The 25,375-nt window shown below is 70.6% G+C and carries 26 protein-coding genes and 1 pseudogene; 8 read left to right on the forward strand and 19 right to left on the reverse strand.

Features of this window, described 5'->3' with window-relative positions:
• Positions 1–27 precede the first annotated feature (27 nt).
• The 3 genes from OG410_RS39080 to OG410_RS39090 all read right to left on the reverse strand — a co-directional run bounded on the left by OG410_RS39080 (position 28) and on the right by OG410_RS39090 (position 5,199).
• Positions 28–1,311 carry an aromatic ring-hydroxylating dioxygenase subunit alpha gene (locus tag OG410_RS39080; protein WP_329303495.1) on the reverse strand — a complete coding sequence of 428 codons (1,284 nt, stop codon included), beginning with the start codon at positions 1,309–1,311 and terminating at the stop codon, positions 28–30.
• Positions 1,312–1,525: 214 nt separating this feature from the next.
• A complete protein-coding gene (locus OG410_RS39085; protein WP_329303496.1) occupies positions 1,526–3,406 on the reverse strand; it encodes a GAF domain-containing SpoIIE family protein phosphatase in 1,881 nt (626 codons plus the stop codon).
• 296 nt (positions 3,407–3,702) lie between these two features.
• Positions 3,703–5,199: a PepSY-associated TM helix domain-containing protein gene (locus tag OG410_RS39090; RefSeq protein ID WP_443063858.1), complete on the reverse strand. Its 1,497-nt coding sequence runs from the start codon at positions 5,197–5,199 to the stop codon at positions 3,703–3,705.
• Between the two features lie 411 nt (positions 5,200–5,610).
• On the opposite strand from OG410_RS39090, the gene OG410_RS39095 reads away from it, so the two are divergent.
• Positions 5,611–6,429, forward strand: a complete 819-nt coding sequence (locus tag OG410_RS39095; RefSeq protein WP_329303497.1) for an RNA polymerase sigma factor SigF — start codon at positions 5,611–5,613, stop codon at positions 6,427–6,429.
• 147 nt (positions 6,430–6,576) lie between these two features.
• Here OG410_RS39095 and OG410_RS39100 read toward each other — a convergent pair whose 3' ends face one another.
• From OG410_RS39100 to OG410_RS39115, 4 genes are all read right to left on the reverse strand, one after another.
• Positions 6,577–7,158, reverse strand: a complete 582-nt coding sequence (locus OG410_RS39100) for a DUF2231 domain-containing protein (protein ID WP_329303498.1) — start codon at positions 7,156–7,158, stop codon at positions 6,577–6,579.
• A 158-nt stretch (positions 7,159–7,316) separates the two neighbouring features.
• Complete coding sequence (locus OG410_RS39105; protein WP_329303499.1) at positions 7,317–8,390, reverse strand: glycoside hydrolase family 19 protein; 1,074 nt, start codon at positions 8,388–8,390, stop codon at positions 7,317–7,319.
• Between the two features lie 419 nt (positions 8,391–8,809).
• Positions 8,810–9,409 carry a DUF4328 domain-containing protein gene (locus tag OG410_RS39110; protein ID WP_329303500.1) on the reverse strand — a complete coding sequence of 200 codons (600 nt, stop codon included), beginning with the start codon at positions 9,407–9,409 and terminating at the stop codon, positions 8,810–8,812.
• 208 nt (positions 9,410–9,617) lie between these two features.
• Positions 9,618–10,067: a MarR family winged helix-turn-helix transcriptional regulator gene (locus OG410_RS39115; RefSeq protein ID WP_329303501.1), complete on the reverse strand. Its 450-nt coding sequence runs from the start codon at positions 10,065–10,067 to the stop codon at positions 9,618–9,620.
• A gap of 113 nt (positions 10,068–10,180) precedes the next feature.
• On the opposite strand from OG410_RS39115, the gene OG410_RS39120 reads away from it, so the two are divergent.
• From OG410_RS39120 to OG410_RS39130, 3 genes are all read left to right on the forward strand, one after another.
• Positions 10,181–11,689, forward strand: a complete 1,509-nt coding sequence (locus OG410_RS39120) for an MFS transporter (RefSeq protein WP_329303502.1) — start codon at positions 10,181–10,183, stop codon at positions 11,687–11,689.
• Between the two features lie 115 nt (positions 11,690–11,804).
• On the forward strand, positions 11,805–12,596 hold the full coding sequence (locus tag OG410_RS39125; RefSeq protein WP_329303503.1) for a maleylpyruvate isomerase family mycothiol-dependent enzyme: 792 nt from the start codon (positions 11,805–11,807) through the stop codon (positions 12,594–12,596).
• 145 nt (positions 12,597–12,741) lie between these two features.
• Positions 12,742–13,308, forward strand: coding sequence for an AMIN-like domain-containing (lipo)protein (locus OG410_RS39130; RefSeq protein ID WP_329303504.1), 567 nt, complete (start codon positions 12,742–12,744; stop codon positions 13,306–13,308).
• A 146-nt stretch (positions 13,309–13,454) separates the two neighbouring features.
• Here the strand turns inward: OG410_RS39130 and OG410_RS39135 are convergent, their stop codons facing one another.
• Together OG410_RS39135 and OG410_RS39140 are read right to left on the reverse strand one after the other, a co-directional pair.
• Entirely contained in the window at positions 13,455–14,195 is a 741-nt protein-coding gene (locus OG410_RS39135) for a VOC family protein (protein WP_329303505.1), read from the reverse strand.
• A 71-nt stretch (positions 14,196–14,266) separates the two neighbouring features.
• The gene (locus OG410_RS39140) at positions 14,267–14,617 is read right to left on the reverse strand and encodes a DUF6191 domain-containing protein (protein WP_329303506.1); all 351 of its coding nucleotides are present in this window, start codon (positions 14,615–14,617) and stop codon (positions 14,267–14,269) included.
• A gap of 358 nt (positions 14,618–14,975) precedes the next feature.
• On the opposite strand from OG410_RS39140, the gene OG410_RS39145 reads away from it, so the two are divergent.
• Complete coding sequence (locus tag OG410_RS39145) at positions 14,976–15,299, forward strand: hypothetical protein (RefSeq protein WP_329303507.1); 324 nt, start codon at positions 14,976–14,978, stop codon at positions 15,297–15,299.
• A gap of 289 nt (positions 15,300–15,588) precedes the next feature.
• Here OG410_RS39145 and OG410_RS39150 read toward each other — a convergent pair whose 3' ends face one another.
• From OG410_RS39150 to OG410_RS39170, 5 genes are read right to left on the reverse strand one after another with little or no spacing between them, the layout of a single operon-like run.
• Positions 15,589–16,683 carry a UbiA family prenyltransferase gene (locus OG410_RS39150; protein ID WP_329303508.1) on the reverse strand — a complete coding sequence of 365 codons (1,095 nt, stop codon included), beginning with the start codon at positions 16,681–16,683 and terminating at the stop codon, positions 15,589–15,591.
• Complete coding sequence (locus tag OG410_RS39155; protein ID WP_329303509.1) at positions 16,662–17,312, reverse strand: hypothetical protein; 651 nt, start codon at positions 17,310–17,312, stop codon at positions 16,662–16,664. The genes OG410_RS39150 and OG410_RS39155 overlap by 22 nt, the downstream gene beginning before the upstream one ends.
• Positions 17,296–18,243: a hypothetical protein gene (locus OG410_RS39160; RefSeq protein WP_329303510.1), complete on the reverse strand. Its 948-nt coding sequence runs from the start codon at positions 18,241–18,243 to the stop codon at positions 17,296–17,298. The genes OG410_RS39155 and OG410_RS39160 overlap by 17 nt, the downstream gene beginning before the upstream one ends.
• On the reverse strand, positions 18,243–19,271 hold the full coding sequence (locus tag OG410_RS39165; protein WP_329303511.1) for a UbiA family prenyltransferase: 1,029 nt from the start codon (positions 19,269–19,271) through the stop codon (positions 18,243–18,245). The genes OG410_RS39160 and OG410_RS39165 overlap by 1 nt, the downstream gene beginning before the upstream one ends.
• Complete coding sequence (locus tag OG410_RS39170) at positions 19,268–19,492, reverse strand: hypothetical protein (RefSeq protein WP_329303512.1); 225 nt, start codon at positions 19,490–19,492, stop codon at positions 19,268–19,270. Before OG410_RS39170 ends, OG410_RS39165 begins: the two co-directional genes overlap by 4 nt.
• A gap of 128 nt (positions 19,493–19,620) precedes the next feature.
• Here OG410_RS39170 and OG410_RS39175 point away from each other — a divergent pair, with 128 nt between their 5' ends.
• A complete protein-coding gene (locus OG410_RS39175; protein WP_329303513.1) occupies positions 19,621–20,250 on the forward strand; it encodes a class I SAM-dependent methyltransferase in 630 nt (209 codons plus the stop codon).
• Here OG410_RS39175 and OG410_RS39180 read toward each other — a convergent pair.
• From OG410_RS39180 to OG410_RS39190, 3 genes are all read right to left on the reverse strand, one after another.
• Entirely contained in the window at positions 20,247–20,897 is a 651-nt protein-coding gene (locus tag OG410_RS39180; protein WP_329303514.1) for a DUF3159 domain-containing protein, read from the reverse strand. The genes OG410_RS39175 and OG410_RS39180 overlap by 4 nt on opposite strands.
• 68 nt (positions 20,898–20,965) lie before the next feature.
• Positions 20,966–21,325 carry a hypothetical protein gene (locus OG410_RS39185; protein ID WP_329303515.1) on the reverse strand — a complete coding sequence of 120 codons (360 nt, stop codon included), beginning with the start codon at positions 21,323–21,325 and terminating at the stop codon, positions 20,966–20,968.
• Positions 21,326–21,444: 119 nt separating this feature from the next.
• Entirely contained in the window at positions 21,445–21,837 is a 393-nt protein-coding gene (locus tag OG410_RS39190; RefSeq protein WP_329303516.1) for a winged helix-turn-helix transcriptional regulator, read from the reverse strand.
• Between the two features lie 146 nt (positions 21,838–21,983).
• Between OG410_RS39190 and OG410_RS39195 the strand changes: the two genes are divergently transcribed.
• Entirely contained in the window at positions 21,984–22,829 is an 846-nt protein-coding gene (locus OG410_RS39195) for an NAD(P)H-binding protein (RefSeq protein WP_329303517.1), read from the forward strand.
• Between the two features lie 105 nt (positions 22,830–22,934).
• Here the strand turns inward: OG410_RS39195 and OG410_RS39200 are convergent, their stop codons facing one another.
• Together OG410_RS39200 and OG410_RS39205 are read right to left on the reverse strand one after the other, a co-directional pair.
• Positions 22,935–23,546 (reverse strand): DUF6197 family protein, encoded by a 612-nt coding sequence (locus tag OG410_RS39200; RefSeq protein WP_329303518.1) that lies wholly within the window; start codon positions 23,544–23,546, stop codon positions 22,935–22,937.
• Between the two features lie 221 nt (positions 23,547–23,767).
• A complete protein-coding gene (locus tag OG410_RS39205) occupies positions 23,768–24,493 on the reverse strand; it encodes a siderophore-interacting protein (protein ID WP_329303519.1) in 726 nt (241 codons plus the stop codon).
• 135 nt (positions 24,494–24,628) lie between these two features.
• On the opposite strand from OG410_RS39205, the pseudogene OG410_RS39210 reads away from it, so the two are divergent.
• Positions 24,629–25,234: pseudogene (locus tag OG410_RS39210) on the forward strand (GNAT family N-acetyltransferase); the annotation flags it as partial.
• Positions 25,235–25,375: the final 141 nt, after the last annotated feature.

A 25,375-nucleotide genomic window follows, 5' to 3' on the forward strand; every position in this document is an offset into this window, starting at 1 on the left:
CGCATCCGGCCCGGCAGGCCGACGGGACTACTCGGACCTGCCGGCGCCCTCCACGGCCGGGCCCGCGGACGGTGCCGGTCCGGCATGGCCCGTCGCCCCGGCGGCGTCCGTACCGGCGGCGGCGTGGTGGGAGGGGGCGGCCATCCCGCACGGCGTACAGCCGGACGCCCGCTCCGGACGCAGCGGTACGCCGTTGTCGCGCAGTACGTCGCGGAGGTCGAGGATCAGCGGGAACACCTCGTGGTTGTGGTCCTCGCCCTGCTCGTCCCAGGCGCGCTGCTCGGCCTCGACCGCCATCCGGTCCTGGGCGAAGACCCGCTCGGTGAAACGGCGGATGAGCGGCCAGGCGAGATGGAGCGCCCCGGGGACCGACGGCTTCGCGATCGTGAGCAGGCCGTAGGCGTGATTGATCCGCTGCTCCGCGTCCTCCGGGACGTAGGCGGCCCACAGCGAGAACACCGGAAGGTCGCTGCCCTCGGGGACGTCCCGCAGGGTCTGGTACGGGTACTCGGTGCGGATCGTGATGACATCGGGCCGGTCCTGGCCCCCGATCCCCTCCGCCGACAGCAGCCCCGCGCCCCGGTCCTTGCGGCCTCCGGCGGGGACGAAGAGATAGCGGGCCTCCACGTGCCGTGGCCCGGCGTCGTACCCCAGCAGTTCCGGCCGGATCCGGCCGAGCACACTGCGGTGCAGGAACTGATGGTTCATGTCGAGCAGATTCTCGTGCATGAACGAGTAGTGGCAGCGCACGGTGCGGGAGAACGTCATGGTGCGGTGGGTCGCGGAGTGGTACTCGGGCAGGAACGGGAACGGCGCCTCCTCGGCGCGCGCCGGATCACCGGGGAACACGAAGACCAGGCCGTAGGCCTCGCGGACCGGATACGAGCGCACCCCGCGCGGCGGCCGCTCGCAGCCCTTGGGCAGGTAGGGGATCTGCGAGATACGTCCGTCGCCCCGGTACGCCCACGCGTGGTAGCAGCAGCGCAGGAGCTCACCCTCGACCACGCCCATGCTCAGTGGTACCTGACGGTGTGCGCAGCGGTCCTCCAGCGCGTGGACGACACCGCTGCGCCCCCGGTACAGCACGATCCGCTCACCGGCGAAGACGGCCGCGAACGTCCGGTTGCGCCGCACCTTCCGCGAGGTCGCCACCGGATACCAGTGGTCGGGGGAGATGCCGACACGGCGGAGGTCGGAGACCGCTCCGGGCCGGGCCGCCGGACGGCTGTCCGAGTGGTGCGGCACCGAGGCCCCCGGGCGGGCGGCGGAAGGGCGGTCCGGTCCGGAGCGGTCGTGCCGGGCCTCGGTCATGTGCGGTGCTCCCTTGCACTCGGGGCGCGAGTTCGCGTCGTGCGGCAGCGGGGAGACCGCGCGGCGCGCTCACGTTCCGCGACCCGCCACGTCGTCACCCCGTCCAGGGAACCCACCCCGCGGCAGTAGGCGGTTCAGCCCCGCCGTGGCGAGGCTCCACCTGACCACCGTCACCGCGTGCGCGACGGCCGTCAACCGCGGGGGTGCGTTGGTGTTACGCCCGCGCCGCTCGGACGGCGGGGACGCGCAACGCGAGCAGGGCGATGTCGTCGACGGCATCGGGACCGGCGATCTCGTCCGTGATCTCGTTCAGCAGCGTGTCCAGGGGACGGTCGGCGTGGGCGGCCAGCATGCGGCCGGCCGCGTCGATGGCCAGGTCCATGTCCTCGTCGGGGCGTTCGACCAGGCCGTCGGTGTAGAACATGAGCAGGCTGCCGGGTGGCAGGAGCAGCCGGTGCTCGCTGCGGGGCGGCGCGTCCAGGCCGGTGAAGAGCATGATGTCGTGCCGGGTCAGCCGGTGGACCGAACCATCGGGCCGGACGGCGAGCGGGGGCGGGTGTCCGGCGTTGGTCCAGGTCAGCTCCCAGCTGCCCGCCTCGGCCGACCGGCAGGGGCGGAGGTGGGCGTGGACGAGGGTGCCGCTCGCGTCGAGACCCAGGGCGGCGTTGGCGTGTTCCAGCGCGCTGACCGCCTGTGCGGGCCCGCCGCCCGCGTGGTCGAGGTCGGCCTGGCGGAGCATGCTGCGTACCTGGCCCATCTGGGCGGCCGCCCGCATGTCGTGGCCGGTGATGTCACCGATGGACAGGACCAGCACGGCCGGGTCGGCGGAGTCCTCCCCGTCCCGGGCCGCGTCGGGCAGCAGGAAGGCGTCGTACCAGTCGCCCCCGACCAGATCCGTGCGCGCGGCCGCCCGGTAGAGCGCGGCCAGGTCCAGACGCGGCACCGAGGGCACATCGGTGAGCAGGGCCTTCTGCATCTCCCGGGCCACGTCGACGCGGCTGTCCACGAACAGCGCCCGTTCCACGGCCCGCGCGGTGTACCCGGCCAACGAGGAGAGCACCGCCTGTTCCACGATGTCGATCTCGTGCGGGTGGTCCCAGCCCAGTACCAGCGTGCCGAGCGGGAGAACCGTACCCGGCAGCGGAACGCACACCGCTGTCCGCAGTCCCAGAGCCGTGAACGTCGCGACCGCCTCCGGCGCGTAGTCGCGCTCCAACTGCGCCGTGTCCGTGACGGTGATCATCCGGTTCTCCCGGGCCGCCCGCGCGGTCGGCCAGGCGGCATCGAGCGTGTACGTCTCGTACGTGCGCTCCATCGACGTGCTGCCCAGCACGTCGACCATGCGCCGCAGCCGCTTCGTGGTGCCTCCCTCCACCAGCACCAGCCCTACGTACACGGGCTTGAGGTCGCTGCTGACCAGGTCCCGCACCTGCTCGCGGACGTCGGCCAGGCCGGTGGTGTCGGCCAGCGCGTCCGCGGCCCGCAGCAGCAGCCGGGAACGCTCCAGCGCGGCGCGGTGCCGCCTGGTCGCGTCGTCCGCCTCGGCCCGCGCACTCGCCTCTGCGGCGCGGGCCTGCTCACGGTGGCGCGACACGATCCGCAGCCGCAGCTCCGCGCTGCACGCCGCCGCCAGGTCCTGGAGGAGTTCCAGTTCCCGCGCGGTCCACCTCCGCGGACGGGTGTCGATCGCGCACAGCGAGCCCAGCACATGCCCGGCCCCGTCGGTCAGCGGCATCCCCGCGTAGCCGATGACCCCGATGCCGGGGACGGCCGGGCTCGCGCAGGCCAGGGGATCCTGGCGGGCGTCGGTCAGGACGAGCGGCCGGCCGCTGGTCACGACGTGCCGGCACAGCGCATGGGACAAGGGTGTCTGGCGGGTGTCCGCCCACGGCTCGGAGAGCCCCACCATGCCCGGCAGCACCTGCCGCGAGGACTCCACCAGGGACACCAGCGCGATGGGCACACCGATCACGCCGGCCACGAGCCGGGCGAACCGGTCCATTCCCGCGTCCGCCACAGCCGACAGCCCGGTCTCCCGCAGAGCCGCCAGCCGCCCCCCGGTCACGACCCCAGACGGCTCTCCCGCCGTTGCCACAGTTCGCTCCCGAAGCTTTCTCGCAGACGCCAAGACGATCGACTGACGGCAACGATGGATCTCTCGCTCCCGATACGCGCCCTTCCCCGGCCGGGAAGGGCAACCGTCGCCAGGACCTGTCCAGTATCGCCGTTCAGGAAGCCGGGCGGAGGCAGACTCCGTGAGCGGTCCGGGCGCGCCCGTCTCCCGGGACGGCCCTGGTACGAGGACGCCGTCCGGGTCGGGAGCGAGGTCCGTGCGTCGGTGGAGGCCGTCCGCGGGAGCGGGGGAGGGGTGATCGATGTCCGTCGTTCGGGTCAGCCCTCGGCGCCGGATCCGGCCGTGGGCGGCGTCACCGGCCAGCGGCGCCGCACGGCACCCACGACGAGGTCGGCGGCCAGGAACGCGGCGAGGGGTACGCCGAAGAGGGGGAGCGCCCAGCCGAGCGCGATGACGGCCACGACGCCGGCCGCCAGTGCCCCGTACGGAATTGCGCGCCAGGCACCGCGGGCCGGCGGGGTGCCGAGCAGGGCACGGTGGCCGTCGCGGACGGGACGGCGCTGCCACCACATGCGGTAGCCCCAGAGGATCATGCAGGTCAGGCCGATGGCCAGCACCGCCAGCAGGATCTGGTTGACGAGGCCGAACAGGGTGCCCATGTGGGCGCCGATGCCCCAACGCGTCAGCTTGGCCAGGACAGGCCAGTCGGCGAAGTCCACCCGGTCGACCACCTTCTCGCTCGAGGCGTCGACGGCGACGCTGTCGCGTCCGACCGGCCAGAGATTGCGGGTCTGCGACACGGTCCAGGCGGTGGTGTGGTCCTGAGGCACGCCGATGGCCACGGGGCCCGAGACGCCGTCGCGCCGGGCCGCGGCAAGAACCCCGTCGATCGCCTTCGGGTCCACGCCCTGCGTGGCGTGCGAGCCGCTCCCGCCGCTGTGGTGGTGGCCGCCCTGGCCGTCGGCGGACGCGCCGGGCAGAGCGGTGGACACACCGGGCGTGCCGGAACGCAGCGCGTCCAGGGCCTCACCGAAGTGGGCCCCCGCGAAACGGGACCAGGTCAGGCCGGTCGCGGAGAGGGCCAGCAGACCGACGGCGAGCCACACACCCGTCGCCGCGTGCCAGCTACGGGTGCGGCGTACGCCCTTCTTGGCGGCGAGGTCGGGCAGCAGCAGACGTCGGGCGGTCCGGTTGCGGCGCTGTCGGCGCCACCAGAGGACCAGGCCGCCGAGGACGAGGACCCACAGCCAGCTCGCCGCGATCTCCGAGTAGTACCGGCCGATCGTGCCGAGATGCAGGTTGCGGTGCAGGTCGTCCAGCCATGTCTTCAGGGGCGTGGATCCGTACCAGGTGGTCAGCTGTCCGGTGACCTTGCCCGTGTACGGGTCGACGTAGACGGTGTGCGCCCGCTCGCCCAGTTCGGGCAGCGCGAAGTCCACCTGCGTCGTCTCCTCCCCGGCTCCCGGGCGGACGGCGACGAGCGTGCCCTTCGGGTGACTGGCCCGCGCGGCGTCCACCTGCTCGGCCAGGGGCCGGGAGGTGTCGGCCGTGTGCGCGACGGTGAGCTCCTTGTCGTAGACGAACGAGTCCAGTTGAGGCGTGAAGGTGTAGAGCAGGCCGGTCACCGCCGCGACGAGGAGGAAGGGTGCCACCAGGACTCCGGCGTAGAAATGCAGTCGCGCCATCAACGGCCCGAAGCCCGAGGGCTGTCGCGCCGGTCTCGATACAACGGCCGCGGTGTCTTCGCTCTCGGGTATGTCGGTGACCTCCTCGCTCGGGGCGGGCAGGTCGGGGGCATCGGAGTTGACGGACAAAATCCCACCTCGTTCTGTGTCGACCACGCGCGATGCCGCTCCTCGGTCCGAGACGGCGGGCGCCCGGCAGACGACCGAGCCGCGGCGTCCCTCCAGCGGCCTGTCGTGGCCGTGTGATGAAGCAGTCGGACGGGTGAGCCATCCAGTTCCCGTGACGATCCGGAATGTGCGCGAGAAATACCCGGACAGCGCGGACCCCGCCGTCACGCTTCACGGCCAGCCGGCCCCTCCGTGTCACATTGCCCCGATATGGGTTTATTGGTCCGACGGCAGGGGACGGGAACAGCAGTGCTTCGGATAAAAGGCACGTCCGTGAGAGCGCGCGCTCCCGTGCACGGCTGTGTCCGGAACTCGTGTGCTCGCCCACGGTGTTTCTGTCCGGTCAGCGGCCCTCGAGGGAGCTGTCAGCACATGACCTGCACTGTCACCACACAACGTCGTCGGCACGACGACGCCCCCGAAACCGACGCGGCCTTCTCGCACCTCTCGGGACTCCCGGACGGGCGCGAGCGGCAGGCCCTGCGCGACGAGATCGTCGAAGCCTGGATGCCGATGGCGGAGCGTATCGCCGGCAAGTACCGCGGGAGGGGTGAATCCGTCGAGGATCTGACCCAGGTCGCCGCTCTGGGCCTGGTGAAGGCCGTGGACCGGTACGACCCCGGGCGGGGCAACGCCTTCGAGAGCTATGCGGTCCCGACCATCGTCGGTGAGATCAAACGTCACTTCCGCGACCACATGTGGGCCGTGCACGTGCCACGCCGAGTCCAGGAAGCGCGCAACAAGGTCCGAGGGGCCGTGAAGGACCTGGCGCCGACGAACTCGGACCGACAGCCCGGCGTCGCCGAGATAGCCGAGTACGCGCAGCTGAGCGAGGACGACGTACGCGCGGGCCTGGAGGCCCTGGACAGTTTCGCGACCGTGTCGCTGGACGCCCGGCTCACCGAAGGCGACCACGGATACTCCCTGGCGGACGCGCTGGGGGAGCCCGACACCGGCTTCGACCTCGTCGTGGACCGAGAGGCCCTGAAGCCCGCCCTGGCCAGGCTGCCCGAACGCGAGCGGACGATCCTGTACCTGCGGTTCTTCCGTGACATGACGCAGACCTGTATCGCCGAGCGGCTGGGCGTCTCGCAGATGCACGTCTCGCGCCTGCTCAGCAGCTGCTGTGCCTCCCTGCGCGAGGAGGTGCTCGCGGACGCGTCCGGGGCCGGACATTCCCCCCGCCCGTGAACCGTCGCCCACGGGCACCCCGGCGAACCGTCACCACCGGGGCGGCACGACGTCCGCCACTGAACGGGGGGTCGGCCAGGGCCTGTCGTTCGGGTCAGGCGGCGTCGAGGTGCCCCGCGTCCCGCCGCATGATCCGAGCGACAGGCCCTATGCCGCCGGCCACGCGCCCACGGCCTGCCGGTAGGCCACGTGCCCGCCCAGCGCCCCGGTGACGGCGACCGCCGCCAGTCCGCCCAGCGACCACAGTCTCCCCCTCGCCGTGCGGTGGCGGAGCCGCGCTGTCAGGGAGGCGGTGAAGAGGACCACCGTGGCCACGTTCACGACGGCGTGGGCCAGTCCGACGCGTGCCTGCTCGGGCGGCAGGTCCGCCCAGTCGACCCACCCGCTGATCGCCGCCGGGGCGACCCCGGCCAGTCCGACGGCTGTCAGAGTCGTCGCGGCGCGCTGCCCCGCAGGCATGACGTCCATGACGGCGGCCGAGAGCCAGCAGCCGATCGGGACCTGCACCAGGACGGGATGTGCGGGATGGCCCAGTGGCCTGCCGTGCAGCAGATCGCGGGCCGCGCCCAGCGGCAGCGAGCGGATTCCCCGCTGCAACTTCTGGATCACGGGGTCCGCCGCCTCCGACCGCTCGATGCGGGCCAGTCCGGTCAGCCATCGGGCCGAGACGCCGTCCGACGCCAAAATCGTCCGAGTATCCAGGGAAGTGTCCGGATCGTATGCGTTCATACCAGACGACTACCCGACGCGAGGGCACTCTCCCACCCGCCGCTCGTGTGGCGTGGGGGTGTATCCGAGCAGTGCTGCGGTCGGGAAGGGCCCGGCAGGACGGAGGTGCGCCGCGGCGGCGACGCACCTCCGGCTCTACGCGCTCATCCCTCGGTCTGTCAGCAGTAGAGGTTGGCTCCCGGCGTGACGCCGAGGATCGATGTGAAGCGCTGGTACGCGTCGACGCGGCTCTGCACCTGTGCGGGGTTCCTGCCGTCGCACTCCAGCGAGCCGTTGATGCTGCGGATGGTCTGGCCGAATCCGGCGCTGTTGACCATCGCGTTGTGGGGGGTCATGGTGCCGGGGCCCGACTGCGTGTTCCAGTACCAGAGGCCGGTCTTCCAGGCGACGGCGGCGTCGGTCTGCACGAGGTTGGGGTTGCCCAGCAGGTCGATGCCGAGCGCGTCACCCGCGGCCTTGTAGTTGAAGTTCCAGCTGAGCTGGATCGGCCCGCGCCCGTAGTACGCCGACTGGCCGGCCGGGCAGCCGTAGGGCTGGCTCCAGTCGCAGTAGTGCGAGTAGTTGGCGGTGTTCTGCTCCACCACGTAGACCAGACCGCCGGTCTCGTGGTTCACGTTGGCGAGGAACGCCGCGGCTTCCTGCTTCTTGACGGTGTCACTGCCGCTGTTGGCGAAGCCGGGGAACGAACTCAGGGCGGCCTTGAGGCCGTTGTAGGTGTAGAAGGAATTCCGGCTCGGGAACATCTGGTTGAACTGCGCCTCGCTCACGACGAAGCCGTCGGAGGGGTTGGTCGAGCCGCCGTCACAGGCGTACGGCTCCCAGAACCAGGTGCTGATGACGGGGTCGTACCCCGGGTTGTCGTGCTCCGCGATGTAGGCCTTGCCGTCCGTGTACCGGACGATGTTGCCGGTGACGTAGGACCTGCCGGCGACCCAGTCCGGGTAGATCGAACAGGACCCGCCGGACGGGTTCGTCGGGCCGCTGTCGCAGGAGTAGGGGTCCCAGTACCAGGTGCTGATGGTGGGGTCGTAGCCAGGGTTGTCGTGTTCGGCGATGTAGGTCTTGCCGTCCGTGTACCGGACGACGTTGCCGGTGGCGTAGGACGTGCCGGCGGCCCAACTCGGGTAACTCGCGCAGGAGGCGGCGGAGGCGCTCGTGGCCGGGAGCAGCAGCGGCGCGGTGGTTCCGATCAGGAGCGCGGCCAGGACGGCAGGCATGCGGCGTTGTGACACGGGATCAGTCCTTCGTGGGGCAAGGCCGCGACGCGGACAGGGCGGAGCCATGGGCGCACGCCGACGAGAGCCGACGCCGCGCGGTCCGGAGCGACCGTGGTGGGGGGGTGTGGAGCCACACTCAACCGCTTTGGTCTGTACCAGTCAAGACGGCGAACGATGGCGCCCGATACTGGTGACGAAAAAGCACCGCACAACCGGAATGTGACCAACTGCCTTGAGGATCAAGGTGGTTGACCCCAGCGGTGGATGTGACCCTGACGTCCGGCGGTTCCCGCCCAGGGGAATCGCCCGCCCGGCCTGTGCCCGTTCTCGCCCCACCTCCACGGCCGGCCGAGCCGCGTGGGGTGCCGGCGGCGCGACCATCGGGAACGGCGCTTCCGCCGGGTCCGCCGCCTACTGGTCCCGCGGAGGCCGCGTCACCCCAGGGGGAGGGGTTCGACGGGAACGGTGGGGCGGAGTGCGGCGCTCTGGAGTGCCGTGATGCGCTCGATGACGAGTCCCAGCAGTACGGCCGCCGCGATCATGAGGGACTCGGCCGTCACGAGCAGGGCCATCGACCCCTGGGCCACGTAGGTCGTCGTCAGGATCGCCAGCCCGTGCCCGATCCAGGCGGCCCACCACAGAGTCACCAGCCGGACGTCTCGCTTCTGCTCCCACGCCGGGGAACTCGCGCGCCCGATGTCGAGGACCGACTGGCGCGGTGCGTAGAGGTTGGCCACCGGGGCGAACCAGGCGCCGATCGTCCAGCCCGCGGTCGGGACCGGGCTCGAGGGGGACAGCGACTCGGCGTTGCGCCGGGCCCGGGCGAGCCATGCGAGGAACAGCACGATGGCGAGGGTCATCAGGTAGACGAAGACCAAGGAGGCCGATCCCGACTCCGAGGACGCGTCCGAGGGGTGCAGGCGGTGCTCCCGGAGCGCTGTCGCCCGGAACACGTCCGCCACGGCGGCGACCCCGATCGCCGTCTGCGCACAGCGGGCAAGCGTCCGGGGAGCCTTGAGGGCGGTACTCGTCATGTCTGTGCGGCCTGTCTCGAAGGTGGGTGCGCTGGTACAGCGGTCGCTGGGGCGGAGTGATCATAGAGCCCGACCGCCGTACGCGCGTGCGATTTTCGAGTGCCGGCCCAGGGTTACGTCCCCGACGGGTGCCGGCCGTTCACCGGCCGACGAGGGCTGCCGAAACGCCGGCGGGTTCACCCCGGCCGGCGCGAGCAATCTCGGACGCTCAGGCGCTCGGTCGGAGAGGGGCGGGCTGTGTGGTGAAGGCGCGTTCCAGGAGGGCGTAGAGGGTGTCCCGCTCCTCCTCGCTGAGCCTGTCCAGGCCGGCGCGCGTGGTGTTCATCTTCGCGCGGATCACATCGATGACGCGTTCGCCCTCGGCGGTGAGGACGACGTTCTTGACGCGCCGGTCGGTGGCGCTGGGCTCGCGCCGTACCAGACCGCGCTTCTCCAGCCGGTCGATGATCCCCGTCATATTGGAGGCGTCGCAGGTCAGGATGGTGGCGAGGGCGCGCATCGCGGCCGGACCCCGGCGCAGCACGTTGAGCGTCTTGCCCTGGCTGGCGGTGAGGTTCTCGCTCGCCGCGGCCACCGTGAAGTCGCCGTAGTAGGCCCCCAGCGATACCGACAGGAGCTCCATGAGCTGGTCCGTGTCCACACCGCTGGTTCCTGTCATGTGGGTCACCTTACGCCAGGAAGTTTGACCATCTCAAATATTGACGGCTACGGTCAGCCATTGCTTGAAGTTCTCAAGCATCGAGGTTGTTAAGTAGTTAGGGCAGACTTTCCGTGTCTCACACACAGCAAGCGGCGTCGCCGAGGTCCTCCGGGCACACCGGGATCGTCCTGGTGCTCGGGCTCGCCGCCATGGTCGTCTCGATGATGCAGACTCTGGTCGTCCCGATCCTGGGGATGATCCAGAGCGACCTGAACGCCGGCACGGCGAGTGTCAGCTGGGTGACCACCGCCACCCTGCTGTCCGCCGCCGTGTTCACCCCGCTCCTCGGCCGCTTCGGTGACCAGCACGGCAAGAAGCCCACGCTCGTCGGTGTGCTGGTCGTGATGATCGCCGGGTCGGTGCTCGCCGCCACGACGACCTCGCTGACCTGGCTGATCGTCGGGCGGGTGATGCAGGGGGCGGCCACCGCGATCTTCCCGCTCGCCCTCTCCGTACTGCGTGAGGAGATCGCGCCGGAGAAGCTGCACGGAGCGATGGCCCTGGTCAGCGGCACGCTCGCGTTCGGCAGCGGACTCGCTCTGGTCGGCGCGGGCCTCCTCACCCAGGGTTCCCACCCCGACTATCACCGGCCCTTCTGGCTGGCGGTCGTCCTCGCCGTGGTGGCGCTGGTGGGCGTGCTGTTCATGGTGCCCGCTTCCCGGACGAAGACGGGTGGACGGACGGACTGGCTGGGCGCGCTGACCCTCGGCATGCTGCTGGTGCTCCTCCTGCTGCCCATCTCGCAGGGGCACGAGTGGGGCTGGACGTCCGCCCGAACGCTCGGCACGTTCGCCGCGGCGGTCGTCATGGCGGGTGTGTGGGTGTTCACCGAGAACCGGGTCAAGGAACCGATGGTGGACATGAAGATGTTCGTCCACCGGCCCGTTCTCTTCACCAACCTGGCGGGGCTGCTGCTGGGATTCGCGATGTTCACCCAGTTCATCGGCGTCTCCTACCTCGTGCAGATGCCCGATGACCTGGTCGGTTACGGCTTCGGCGCCTCGGTGCTCGCCGCGTCCGTCGTCTATCTGCTGCCGACCACGCTGGTCTCCCTGGTCGGCGCCCAGTTCGGCGGGGTGCTGGTGCGCAGGCTCGGCGCCCGCGTCACGCTGGCCGCCGGGGCCTGCTTCGGAGTGCTCGGCTTCACCTGGCTGACCGCCGCGCACGACACCAGTGCCTCGGTCATCGGCGCGGGCATGCTCATCGGTCTGGCGATCAGCTTCGGTTACGCCTCCATGCCCGCCCTCATCGTCGCCGGCGTCCCGGCCCACCAGACCGGTATCGCCAACGGCATCAACTCCATCTCCCGCTCCGTCGGCAGCGCCGTCGCGAGCGCGGTGATCACATCGCTCCTGGCGTCGAAGTCCGTACCGCTGCCGGCCGGCATGCCTGTCCTCCCCCAGGAGAGCCAGTTCACGCTGAGCTTCGCCATCGCCGGAGGGGCGTTCGTCCTGGTCGTCGTCGTCGCCCTCGTCGGCCTCAAGGCGGCACACGCGCCGCGCACACCCGTGGTGCGCAAGTCCGCCGCCCCCGAGACCACGGAGCTCGCGGCGGCCGGGGCCGAGGCCACGTCCGTGTGACCGGCCCCTCGCCGCTCAACGCCCCGCACGTATCAGCCGGTTCGGACACGGTCACGACCGCGCCGTCGGCTGCTCTGCGGAACCGAACTTCCCCTCGTAGAAAGGCACTCCAGCGATGATGCCCTCGGACAGCCGCGAACGCGGGGCGACTCCGGTCGACCACCGTGCCGCGATCACGGCGGAGACCGCCCGGTTCGTCGCGGCGCTCAAGAACGCCGATCCGGCCACCGAGGTGCCGAGTTGCCCCGGCTGGACGCTGGCGGACCTGGTCCGGCACACCGGCAGCGTGCAGCGCTGGTTCTCGGCTCTCCTGCACGCCCGCGTCCAGGAGCCCCCGCGAAGTCGCGACGTGGACCTGCGACTTCCCGACCGGTGGGACGGCTACGCCGACTGGCTGGCCGAGAGCGCGACGGTGGCCGCGGAGGCCTTCGCGGCCACCGACCCGGACCTTCCCATGTGGGCATGGGGCGTGGATCAGCACGCCCGCTTCTGGGCGCGCCGGATGCTCTTCGAGACCCTGATGCACCGGGTCGACGCCGAACTGGCGCTCGGCCTGCCGCCCGTGATCGACCGCCCGTCGGCGGTCGACGGCATCGACGAATTCCTCGTCAACCTGCCGTTCGCCGCTTCCTTCGCACCCAGGGTCGCCAACCTGCGCGGTCCCGACAGGACCATCCGCTTCCAGGCGACCGACGGTGACGGCGACTGGCTGGTGCGCCTGCGGTCCGACGGCTTTGGGCTCGACGCGTCCGGGGCGGCAGCCGGATCCGCCGACGCGACCGTTCGGGGAACCGCGGCCGACCTGCTGCTCCTCGTCTACGGCCGTCTCCCCCATGAAGCGGAGGCCATCACATACGACGGGGACGAGGGCCTGTTGACCCTCTGGTTCGACAACTCGGCTTTCTGAAAGGCCGGTTGGGGCGGGCGGCTGGTGAAACCGGCTCCGGGTGCGGAAGAGATTCACTCGTTTCGGGGCGGTCCGTACAACCAAAACCGTTACCGTCATGTCGTACATGGCAGGGAATCGAAAGCCCCAACCACAAGGGGGAACCATGCGTACGAGACGATCCATGGCGGTGCTGGCCGCCCTGACGATGGCCGGGGTGGGTGCGGTCGTGGCCGCGCCCACGCCGGCGGGCGCGGCCACGGCGGCGGTCGCGTGTCCGACCGGCTGGGGCAGCCTTGCGAAGACCGCGGCGGACGCCGACACCGGGTCGCTGACCGACATCAGGACCGGTCAGCACGACTGCTACGACCGCATGGTCTTCGACGTACCCACCGCCGGCACCACGCCGATCGGGTACACCGTGCACTACGTCGACGCCTTCATCCAGGACCCGTCCGGCATTCGCATTCCGGTCTCCGGCGGGGCGATCCTCGAGATCCTGGTGTCCGCACCCTCGTACGACCTGGAGACCGGCACCGCGACCTACCCCGGCCGAGGCGGCCAGCCCCTTCCGGGCGTCAACCTGACCGGCTACCGGACCTTCCGGGACGCGAAGTTCGGAGCCAGCTTCGAGGGAGTCACACAGGTGGGACTCGGCCTTCGGGCCCGGCTGCCGTTCCGGGTGACGCAGCTCTCCGATCGCCTGGTGATCGACGTCGCGCACACCTGGTGAGGAATCGTCGTCGGCCGCGTCAGGGCCGGTGACGAGACGCGAGTGGGACGTGGGCATCCGGTGACCACCGGCGCCCGGCGGCCCGCTCGCGTCCGACTCGTTCGATGCCGGCCCGGCCCGATGCCGGGCGCCGTCGGCGCGCCGTGTCAGGACAGGGCGAGGACGCAGAACTCGTGGCCCTCCGGGTCGGTGAGGCACGTCCACGGTACGTCGCCCTGGCCGATGTCGAGATCGGTGGCGCCGAGGGCCCGCAGCCGGGCCACCTCCGCCTCCTTGTCGTCGCCGGGGTACGGCAGCAGGTCGATGTGGACGCGGTCCGGCACGGTCTTCTCGCCCGGAGTACGGAGGAACTCCAGGTACGGGCCGACATCCTTGGCGGACCGCAGCCTCGCATGATCGTCGGTCACCTCGTGCAGGGTCCAGTCGGTCGCCCCACCCCAGAACCTGGCCATGGCCCGCGGATCCACGCAGTCGACCACCAGTGTGGCGATCGGCCCGGTGTCCCGGTAGACCTCCCGGGGCTCCAGCACGCAGAACTCGTTCCCTTCCGGATCGGCGAGGACCGTCCACGGTACGTCGCCCTGGCCCACGTCGACGGGCGTTGCGCCGAGCGTCCGCAGGCGGTCGACCAGCTCCGCCTGATGGGCGGCGGAGGTGGTGGCGAGATCGAGGTGCACACGGTTCTTCGTCGCTGTCTTGGGCTCCGGCACCGGAACGACGTCGATGCCGAGGACGACCGGGTCCGGCCAGACCGGACCGCCGGGAGGCCCGACGTAGGTGGTCACGCCGGGGCTGTACGCACTCCAGCCGAGCGCCTCCGCCCAGAACCGGCCGACCGCCGAGCTGTCGACGGCCTTGATATTCACGTGAACAGGTCGCAGTGCCATGCCGGTGATCCTATGCACGTGCTTCGCGCCGGCCGCTCCAGCGGCATGAGGGCTCGCCGGGCCGGCCAGGGTCAGGACGTCGGCACCGTGCGGCGGCGCTGCCCCCGGCTGGCGACGGGCATCCGGACGATCGCCGTTCCTCCGTCCAGGTCCACCGTCGTCCGGTTCGGCGGCGCTCCGTCCTCCTCGTCGTCGCGCAGCAGCAGGGCCGACTGGCGCTCCTTCAGCTCGGCCTGCTTGCCCGGCGACAGGCTCGCGTGCAACTGCTCGAACCCGGTCGCCGATATCTGACCCTGCCGTGCCGCGTTGCGCCACGGCAGCAGTCCGGCCTTGCTCGCGCGCAGCAGAAGCTGATCGACGAACGACAGAGCGGTCAGCAGGATGACCAGTCCGGGCAAGGTCATGAAGACGAGGAATGCCATGCCCCGAGTATTGCCTCGGTACCCGGCGGTGTCACCGCCGGGCTGGGGGCCGGCCACCCGGTCGATCTCGGCTGCCCACGCCGGGCGGTGGGGCCAACCGGCAGGATCGTGGCGAAGCCCGCGTCAGGGGGGCGGGACCGGGAGAGTGTCAGGTCCATCATGCCTGCTCGGGGGGCGTTCGCGGTAGGACGGAGCGCACGTCCGTTCGGTCTTGGCACAGGCACCGGCCTGCCCGCAGACTCGTCGTCATCCACTCACCGGCATGCGTGCCGGCGCCCATGTCGGGCTGCCGGCGCGTTCGTTGTGCTGCCTCGTCGTGTGCCGGGGCGGGCCGGGAGTGGTGGAGCGAGGGGGATCGATGGATCAGGACATGGTTATGCGGGCGAGGGTCATGTTGCTGAGCGCCAACACGCGGGTGGTGCGAGGGGTCGCAGGGCTGTGGATCTACCGGACCCTGACACCGGTCGAGCCGGAGGTGTACGGGTCGAAGCTGGCGTACGTACTGGTGGAGGCCTGCGCCTCGCCGTTGGTGCGGGACCTGCCTGAGCGGCGGATGGCTCTGCTGGACGAGGCGGTGGAGGTGGCGACGGCCCTGAGTCCCGCGAACCCGTTCCGGGACAAGGTGCTGGCAAAGGCGCTGAACGCCAGGCGGCGCGAACTCGAGGGGTCTTCGGTGTCCTAGCGGGCTCGTGAGGGTCCGGACGGTCAAGTCCCTTGAGTCGTCGTCCGGTTGGATCCGTGCTGCCGCCCCGGAACGCGCGTTCCGGGGCGGCAGCACGGATCGGCCTTCGGGGCGTGGCTCCCGCGCCCTCGCTCAGCCGCTCAGCCGCTCAGCCGCTCAGCCGCTCAGAGGTTCTGGTTCAGCCTGAAGCTGTAGGTGTCCCCGCTGGCAGGCCATCGGACCGCAGTGCGCTCATAAAACCAGCCCGAGGCCCGGGTCTTCTGACCCGATCCCCAGGTCGGGCAGCCCTTCACGCCTTCGACAACTCCTTGTGCGCAGGCGGCAAGCGCCGTGCGATGTGGGCCAGGAGCCGTCGGCCGAGGGCGGCCGCGAGCGTGGCTCCCGTCACGGCGCTCATGCTCAGGGCGACTTGGGCGGGGCGGGGTGCCAGGGCCGCCGTCGCGCCCAGCACCGCGACGAACGGGCCGGCGAGGAACAGCACGCTGCGGCCGCCAGCCGAGACGCGCCGTCCGGCGGTGTGGCGTGCCAGGGGCGCAGTGCCCGCGAGGAGGGCAATGAGGCTGATCAGGAGGAGCGGAAGCCGGGCCGACGCGGTAAGGAGCGCCGTCAGGCACAGCGCCCCTGTCACCGCATAGCCGACTGTCATCGTCAGCCGGAACGCGGTGGACGTGCCGACGCCGTGCGGTCCGGGCCGCAGGCCCAGCACGATCGCCGTGGTGCGGAGCCCGGCGGACAAGTCCGTCTCCAGGTCCTTGACGTCTCCTCCCGCCACGTCGAACGCCGTGACCACCAGCGCGAGAGCGGCAGCCGCCGCCAGATGTCCGACCGTGGGCGCCGGGGTGAACGCGAGCAGCGGCGCGGCCACGCTGACGCCCCAGAGCAGGTCGGACACCGGTGTGGGGACACGAGAGCGCTTCTGCCGCGTGTTGCCCCAGACAGTGAGGGCCAGGGAGGCCCACAGGAGGGAAGGGTGCTCGCTGGGCAGGGTGAGCACCGCGAGCGTGAACAACGCGCCAAGGAGTAGCGACAGGACGACAGCGTGCCGGACTGGTACGCGTCCCGAGGTCAGGGGCCTGTCGGCTCGCCGTGGGTCCAGGGCGTCCAGTTCCCTGTCGGCGGTGTCGTTGCTGGCACAGCTGAGGCCGTGCAAGGCCAGACCGGCTGCGAACCAGGCGTACGCCGTCGCCGGTGAGCCGGTGGGTAACACGGCAAAGCCCAGCAGGAAGGGCGCCGACAGCAGGGGCAGGCACTCCAGCCGCACCAGACCCGTGTAGTCCCAGAGGCGTCCGGCGATCCCTGTGCCGTCGCGGTTGGAGACGGCTGCGGCCGGTACGGCAGTGCCGTGCGTGGTCCTGGCGTCCCTCACGGTGTCTTTCGCCCGCATGGTGCCGCCTCGCTCAGTGCGTCCAGGGCGTGCTGGAGCATCTCCAGGCTCCTCTCGGTTCCGGCCGCGGACAGCGCGGCGGCGGGGATCGGCTCGCCCCGGGAGACCCGGATCGTACTGAACGGACGGGGCACCGACTGGCCCTGGAACTCCCAGGCCCGGTCCGCGCGGACGCGCAAGGGGGCGACCGCCCTGCCGGTGTCCTTCGCCAGCGCTGCAAGGGAAGTCCTCACCCTGCCGTCCCGGCGGCCTCCGTCCGTGAAGATCCCGACAGGCCCCGTGCGCTCGCGGAGGAAATCCCGGACCTGCTCGTACGGGCTGCGGTGTCCTCCACGGCCGATGCGGAAGACGTCCACTCCTGCGGCCAGAGCGGGCAGTGCTGCCGCGTAGCCGCCGACCGTGTTGTCGTTGACCCAGGCGAAATGACGGAATCCGCAAGCGGCGAAGACCCCAGGGACGAGGTCCCCGTGCGGCATGTAGTAGAGCACCGGGTCCGGGGGCATCACCGTGCGCGGCACTCGCACGGTGGGGCGGAAGAGACCGATGCAGAGGGTGTAGTAGACACCGTAGGTGTGTCCGGTCAGCCGGGTGCGGACCGGGGGCTTCACGCGGTCACCCCAGACGAGCATGGGCGCCTGATCCCTTCTCCGCTCGGTCGAGCTGCGCTGCGGCGCGCTCGGCCCAAGTGTCGGTCAGTCCGAGGACGACTCCGGCGTCGGTCCGCGACAGCGCGCCGCGCGCCCGCTCCAGGCAGCGCAGTGCGAGTCGCAGCACCACGGCCGCTCCGCCGCTCAGATACAGCGCGTCGAGGAGGTCGTCCGCGGTGTGTGCGGCGAAGGGCGTGAGGGAGGGGTCGGCACTGTCCGGGGCGCTGATGCCCAGGGCGCTGATGCCCAAGGAGACGGGGAAGGTGACGTTGCGGTGTTCCCAGTCCTCCCTCAGATCTTGCAGGTCGTCGAGCAACTGGAGTCCGGAACACAGGTCCGTGACAGCCTGGGGAAGCTCCGCGAGGTGCCGCGACCGTCCGCAGCGCGCCGCCACGACGACCAGGGCCAGAATCCCGGGGGCGGCCTTCTCTCCCAGACGGAACACGTCGTCGGGGCTGTAGTCGTCTCCCGGACGCTCGTTGTGCGAGATGTCCCGCAGGAGCGCCTCGGCATAGGCGGCCGCACCGGCGGCATGGGACACCAGGAAGCGCTCGGTTCCGGCCCCGAGCCGTGCCCCGCGCGTCAGGTACAGGGTGAGCGCGGCATCCATGAGCACAGCTTGCCTGGGGGAAAGCCGTCCGTGGTCGACGAGCTGGTCGTGCAGGACGTAGTACAGGTGCCCGAGGCCGAAGACGGTGGCGACCTCCTCCAGCCAGCCTCCGTCCTCCTCTCCCCAGCGCATGGCCTGGGCGAGTGGCATGTAGAAGAAGCCGGAATCGAGGCCGAACACCTTGCGAGGGAGTTCCCGGACCGTCGTGTCGAGCGCGGGTACGGCGCGGGTGATCTCGTGGTGAATGCGGGCGACGACGGTTTCCCAGGGCACGGCGGAGCGCGCCTCGTTCAGGGACGGCATCAGGCGATCTTCTCCTGCTCACGGGTAGGGAGAGCCACCAGGCCGCGGGTCAGCACGAGCCACACGGCGGTGAGGACGGCGACGACGACCGTCGCGAGGGGTGCCCAGAGCAAGCACGCCACCATCAACGAGAAGAAATTCAAGCCGAGATAGCGCTCCCGGCCATTCGGGTCCACGGCCCGCGCCTGCCGCACCAGCGTCCACAGTGAATGGGCGGCCATGCCCTGGAGGACGAGCAGTACGGCCGTCGCCACCGCTCGGTGTCCGGCCGGAGACGGCGCGGCCAGTACCAGTGCGAGAAGGGAGGTCATCGAACCGAGCAACAGAACGCAGAGCAGCAGCAGATAGGAGCGCGTCGGTATCAGCCGGCCTGTATCGGTCAGCCGCACCCCCGCCCGGAGCGCCGTCGTGTCGTCTCCCACAGTCCGGTCGTGTTCGAGGTCCTTGAGATTTCCGGCGACGACATTGAGCAGGACCATGTGGATACCGAAGGCCACGGCCACCAGCCATGCGGGCGTGAGATCACGCGGGGCCGTCACGGCACAGCATAGGACAGCCGGTGCGCCCATGTTCACGCCGAACAGGAGGTCCATCACCAAGGGATGGGCGATCCTGCGCTTCTGATGGGCGTTGGAAAAAGTGACGGTTGCGAAAAGGACGGTCATGCCTACGGCGAACAACCATCCCGATTTTCCGGCGACCGCGGCGAAGATCGTCAGCACGACGGCCAGAGCCAACTGAACGCCGAGCGCGATACGCGCCTCGGTAATACTGACAGCACCACTGACCAGAACACTTCTGCGTCGCGCCGGGTTCCGTCGATCGGACTCCAGATCGGCGAGGTCGTTGACCGTACACCCATAGGTGTGACCGAGCACCCCGAGGGCCGAGACCGCGATCACCGGAGCTGGGGAGACGTCTCCCCCCGCGGCCACCAAGGGGCCGAGGGGGTAGACGAAGGCCGCAGCGCTCGCGGCATGAACCCTGGTCAGCCGGCTGTACCGCCGGAAACCGGAATCCTTTCTCACCAAGTGACGCCTTCATCGGCGCGCGGTTCGAGAAGCCGCCGACGTTCTCGTGTGCTGCCCGCCGTCTCCGCCGTACGCCAATCCTGCTTGATCGAACCCATGAGTTCTTCGAACAATTCGCGATCTTCGATGGTTGCCGAACTACCTTGCTGCACACCCGCCCCCTTGATCAGTGATGCAAAGCTCCAACAGTGTGACCACGCGCGCGATGAACTGTCCATACGTACTGAGTAGTTCGATTATCCGAGATCGGGAGTGCACGATGATGCGAGAAACTCACCGGAAGGATCTCGATCGCTCACGGCAAACGATCAGAACCGGGCGGGGAACCGGGGAATTCTATGAATGTGTGTTCGGTTCGGAAGTGGTGGGCCGCGGGGGCCCGATTCTGGACATCGGCGCAGGCGACTCACCCTTCGGGCGTGATCGGCTGGATGTCGTCCGGGTCGACCCCGCGTACGCGGACGAGCCCCCGGCGGGTTCGAAGGCGGTCGCCGCGCTCGGGCAGGCCCTGCCCTTCGGCGACCGCACGTTCTCCGTCGTCCTGGGAAGCTTCGTCGCCCAGCATGTCCGGGACGTCGACGAGCTGCTGACCGAGTTGCTCCGGGTGGTACGGCCGGAGGGCTTGCTCGCGCTGCACCCGGTCTGGCGGCCGTCCGCCGGACGCCGCGCGGTGAGCGAACTGGGCGGATATGCCCGCTTGTTGCCGTCTGCTGACATCCGGGCATCCTGGTGCGGCGATCAGTGCCCGCCCCCGCGACGGAAACGGTGGAGGACGCTGCCTTCCTTGGTCCTGCACCGGCCACCGCACGGGTCGCCGGGAGAACTCGTCCGGATCGCGGAGACGATCGCCCGGAGCCGCGCGCTTGTCCCCCCTGCCGTCATCGCCGTACCGGCGCGCTGGGGCATGCGGGCCCTGGTCCGCGCACGGGGTACGACACGGCTCACCCTGCCCGGCAACCGGGACTCGCCTCCCTAATTCCCGGCAGCCTTCGGCGAGTCGGCCTCCGCCTTACGCTGCCGGGCAGCGCCGTGAGCCAGGACGGCGAGCATCACCACGGCGCAGGCGATCTGTAACGGCGCGCGCAGCACGAAGCGCGCCACGAGCAGGACATCGGTGTTGCCGCGCAGGTACAGGACGGTCATCACGACGGCTTCCGCGGCGAACCGCGCCGCCCACAGCAAGGTGAGCAGTGCGTGCACCCGCTTCGAACCCGGAACCCGGAACCGCCATCGCCTGGCGACGGCGCGCAGCACCACGCCGATCAGGGGCCGCCGCAGCGCCACGCTCGCCGACAGCACCACCGCGTAGAGCGCGTCGATCAGAATGCCCGGCAGGAAGTAGTCCTGCGCCCGGCCCGTGAGCGCCGCGAGAGCCACAGAAAGGGCCAGCAATCCCAGGGCCACCAGCATCTTCCGCGTATGGCCCAGGCGAGAGGCGATCAGCGTGGCGGCACAACCGACTGCCAGGGCGACACACGCCGCCACGGCCAGGGATGCCGACGCGAAGCGCCAGGCGCCGTACCAGACGAGGGTCGGTGTGCCGACCAGAGCCACCAGGCAGGCGTCGCGGGCCATCACCGAGCGCTGCGATTGCGCCGGCTCCGTCGAATCCGGTGACGTCACGACAGAGTTGCCCCTCTTTCATCCACTGACGCTTTCCATCGGCGGTCGTGCGGCCTCGAAGGGGCCGGCTACCCGAAGAGCAGCATGCCGAGGAATAGCACGCCCACGATGCCTCCCGCGACGGCTGCCGCCTGCGTCCCCGACGTCATGAACACCGCCAGGACGAGCCAGAGAACGAGGAACATCACCGACGCGATCATCAGAGGGAAACCAAGATCGCTGGGTTTGGCCCGGGCGAGCGCCGACAGATTCTCGGCGACCTTCGAGACGATCGCGACGAGGATGATGCCCCCCAGGATCACGCTGACGACGGCCGTGGCCACCGTCTGACTGCCGTCCGCGAGCCACACGTGCTCCACCGATACGGCCCCCTTCCCGCTGCCGGTCAGCTTTTCGATGTCGGCCAGTGTGGAGGGACCGATCGTCAACTGTCCTGACATCGGAGGCTTGTTGCCCGTTTCGTGACCGAAGGGACGCGAGGCGTTGCCGTCGGGGGCCGCCGGGCAAACCGCCGGCGAAGGACGCAGCCGGGCCGTACTCGCCGACGCTAGTGGGCTGGGTCGGTGTCGTAGTCGTTCCGGGCCTGTTCGACCTTGTCGAGGTTGGCGGCGGCCCAGCCGGCGAGGTGGGCGAAGAGCGGGGCCAGGCTGCGGCCCAGCTCGGTGATGTCGTACTCGACCCGAGGAGGGACTTCCGGGTGGTACGTACGGACGACCATGCCGTCGCGTTCCAGCTGCCGCAGCCGCTGGGTCAGCACCTTCGGCGTGATCGTGCCGATCCGTCGTTCCAGCTCGACGAAACGCAGTCGGCCGTGGGAGTTGAGCGTCCACAGGATCGGTGTGGTCCACCGGCTGAACACGATGTCCACAACCGCACTGGTCGGACAGGCGAGTTGAGGGTCGGCCGCATCGGCTGCCACCCAGTCCGTGTTGCCTGCCATGAGCATCCTTAGGGATAGTCACTTTCCTCTAGGTACCTACTATATCCACGGTGTTAGCGTCCCCGTGTCGCCGAGAGAACAGCTCTCCGCGACGGTCCCGCCCACTCGGGCGCGACAATCATGCTGAATCGACACGGGAGTTGTTCATGTTCGTAGTGACGGGGGCAACCGGCAACGTCGGCCGATCGCTCGTCCGGACCCTCGCGGCAACCGGTGTGCGGGTGACCGCGACATCCCGGGGGATCTCGGACGCGGATGTGCCGGAGGGCGTCGGGTACGCGCGGGCCGACCTGGCCGATCCTGAGAGCCTGCGGTCCGTGTTCGACGGAGCCGACGCGCTCTTCCTGCAGAACGGGGGACCCGGCGCGCACCTGCTGAGCCCACGGGACATCCTCGACGTCGCCAAGGCCGGCGGGGTCGGGCGAGTCGTCCTGCTGTCCTCCCAGGGAGTCGCGACCCGACCCGGGTCGGCCTCGCACGGGGAGACGGGGCGCTCCATCGAGGACGCCGTCCGGGAATCAGGATTGGCCTGGACGATCCTGCGGCCCGGAGGCTTCGACTCCAACGCGTACGCGTGGGCCGAGTCGGTCCGCGCCCGGAGGACCGTCGCGGCTCCGTTCGCCGACATCGGCCTGCCGACCGTCGACCCGGACGACATCGCCGAGGTCGCCGCCGTCACCCTGCGCGAGGACGGCCACGCCGGACGGATCTACGAGCTCACCGGGCCCGCTCTCGACACTCCCCGCCGGCAGGCCGAGGCGATCGCCGACGCGCTCGGCGAACCCGTCCGGTTCATCGAACTGTCCCGCGACGAGGCCCGCGCGCAGATGCTCCGGTTCATGCCCGAGCCCGTGGTCGAGACCACGCTGGCCATCCTCGGTGAGCCCACCCCGGCCGAACGGCGCATCAGCCCCGACGTCGAGCGGATCCTCGGCCGCGCACCGGGTGCCTTCGCCGACTGGGCCCGCCGCCACATCGCCGCCTTCCGGTGAAAGTGCTGGGGCCGACGACGCTTCGGGCATGACCGAGGGCCTCGGGACAGCCCCGGCCCTCGCCGACGGCGACCGCTGCTCCGCCTCGCCGGGTCGGTCCGCGCTTCAGAGGCCGCGCGCGTCGGCCAGGATCGCGGCCTGCTCCAGCATGCGGGTCGGCTCGCGGCCGTTGCCCCAGGCGTCGTTGAAGGACGGTACGGACTCCACGTGCGGGCCGAACTGTCTGCGGATCGCCTCCAGCAGCACGGCCATGGCCTGTGCCTCGACATGGCGGTCACCGCCCGACTCCCTGAGGATCGCGCCCAGCGAACACAGGCGGCCGTCGTCGTCGGTCAGAGCTCCCGCGCACCAGCCGTCCGTCCGCAGCCGCAGCGAAGCGCGGTGCAGGAGGCCCGCGACGGGGGTGGCGTGCGGGGCGAGGCCCGGGGGAGCGCTGGGGACGGGAGGGGTCGGGAGGGGAGCGGTGGGAGCCGATGGGGCTCCGATCCGGGACCAGTCGACCGGGGTCGTCTCGATGTGCGCGGTGTTGACCTCGTAGGCGACGGCCGCCTGTGCGAGACGGGCGTCCATCTCCGTTTTGACCGCGGCCAGGCGGGCCTCCAGACCGTCGCCGGGCTGCCGCTCGGGCGCGGGCTGTGCGGCGACGAGCGGGGCGATGCCGGCGGGCCCGGATGCGGCGGCTTGGTCGGCTGCGAGGGTGCGCGTGGGGGACTGCATGAAGGATGGATTCCTGGCTCGCCCCGAGTTCAGCGCCGCCGAACGGGCGGTACCGGGCGCGGGGCGCGCCAGGACAGTGGAGCGGGTGGCCGGGTGGTCCACGGCTCGGTCAGGTCGCGGCCGGGCGGCTGCGCGGACAGCGGACCCGGTTGCCGTACCTGTCGTACCCGCTGTGCATGCCGTACTTGCCGTACCCGCAGTGCCTGGTCAGGCGTGTGCGCTCAGCTCGCCCGCCAGTAGCCGAGCGCGCTGACCCGCTGCTTGGGCACCGACAACTCCTTGCGGACATGTGCCGACAGCGCGCGTGTGGTCGCCGTGTCGCACGCGATCCACACATACGGCTGATCGCTGTCCTTCAGCAGCTCGGGAAGGGCCGCCTTCACCTCGTCGACCAGCCCGCGCCCGGTGTCCCGGCGCGCCACCTGCCGTACGTCGTGGTGCGTGGCGGCCCGGTAGGGCAGGCCTTCCAGGCTGCCCTCGAACCAGATCGTCGCGGGGACCGGGCCCAGCGCTGTGAGCAGGGAGTTGAGGGCGGGCAGGGAAGCGGGGTCGGCCACGGCGATGACGTGTGAGGGTGCGGGTTCGGGGTGCTCGAAGCCGGTGCCCTGGACCGTCGCCTCGATGGTGTCCCCGGGCTGCGCCGCCTTGGCCCAGTCGCTCGCGCATCCCTCGTGCAGGGCGAACTCCAGACTGAAGGTGCCGGCCGCCGGATCCGGGTCGACCAGGGTGTACGCCCGCTGGTGGGGCCGGCCCGCGTTGTCGAACCACAGCCGCACCCACATCGTCGGGTGGACGCCGGTCACCGCGAGCATCCCTCCGTCGGTGAAGTGCAGGCGGCGGTACTCCGCGGTGACGTCCTCCGAGCCCGTCACGGTGAACACGTAGTCCTTCGCACGCAGCAGTTTGAGAACCGCGCCTTCCCAGCCCCGCCCCTGTGCCTGCCCCATTGCTTGCTCACCTTTCGGTACGACTTCACCCTGGCGTTCAGTTAGGTGAGCCTAACCTAATATGGCGGGGTGGCGCACAGGAGGTCACAGGAAACCGCCGGGTCGCGACTGCCGCCGGCTGAACGAGGGAGACCGATGTCCGACACATACGCCACGCGCGCGGCCCTGCACGAGCAGTCCGTCGACGGCTACGGCGCCGTCCGTGTCCTGCCCCTGGACGCGCGGCTCGACGGCCCGGTGATCCACGGCTGGGTGAACGCGGACAGGGCTGCCTTCTGGGGCATGAGAGACCTGGCCGAGGATCAGGTCATCGCGATATACGCCCACATGGAAACGCTCGACACCCACCACGCCCACCTGCTCGTGAAGGACGGCGAGCCGGTTGCGCTGCTGCAGACGTACGAGCCGGCCGCCGATCGGGTCGGCGCGTGCTACCCGGTCGAACCCGGTGACATCGGCGTCCACCTGCTGATGGCGCCGGCCGGACCCGGTGGCGGGCGTCCCGGCTGGACCACGGCACTGCTGAGCGCGGCGGCGTCGTACGTCCTGCTGGGCCTGGACCGCGACCGCGTCGTGGTCGACCCCGACGTACGCAACGAGAGGGCCATCGCCCGCTTCCGCCGCCAGGGCTTCACCCCGGGCCCGGTGGTCGTTCTGCCGGAGGTCGACCTTCCCGACGTCCACCTCCCCGAGAAGCGTGCCCAACTCGCCTTCCTCTCCCGGGAGACGGTGTTCCCGGGCCGAGTGGTGGAACGGACAGGTTCGGCGGACGCCACGGCGAGCGTCTCCCCGTCGGGCCCACCGCCCGGCGGTGACTTCGGTCGGCTCCACCTGGCGACGGACCACTGACGACGAGGTCGGGCCTCCGGCGGCTGTCCCCCG

Origin of the sequence: Streptomyces sp. NBC_00659 (genome assembly GCF_036226925.1) — a bacterium.
Taxonomy (GTDB): Bacteria; Actinomycetota; Actinomycetes; order Streptomycetales; family Streptomycetaceae; genus Streptomyces.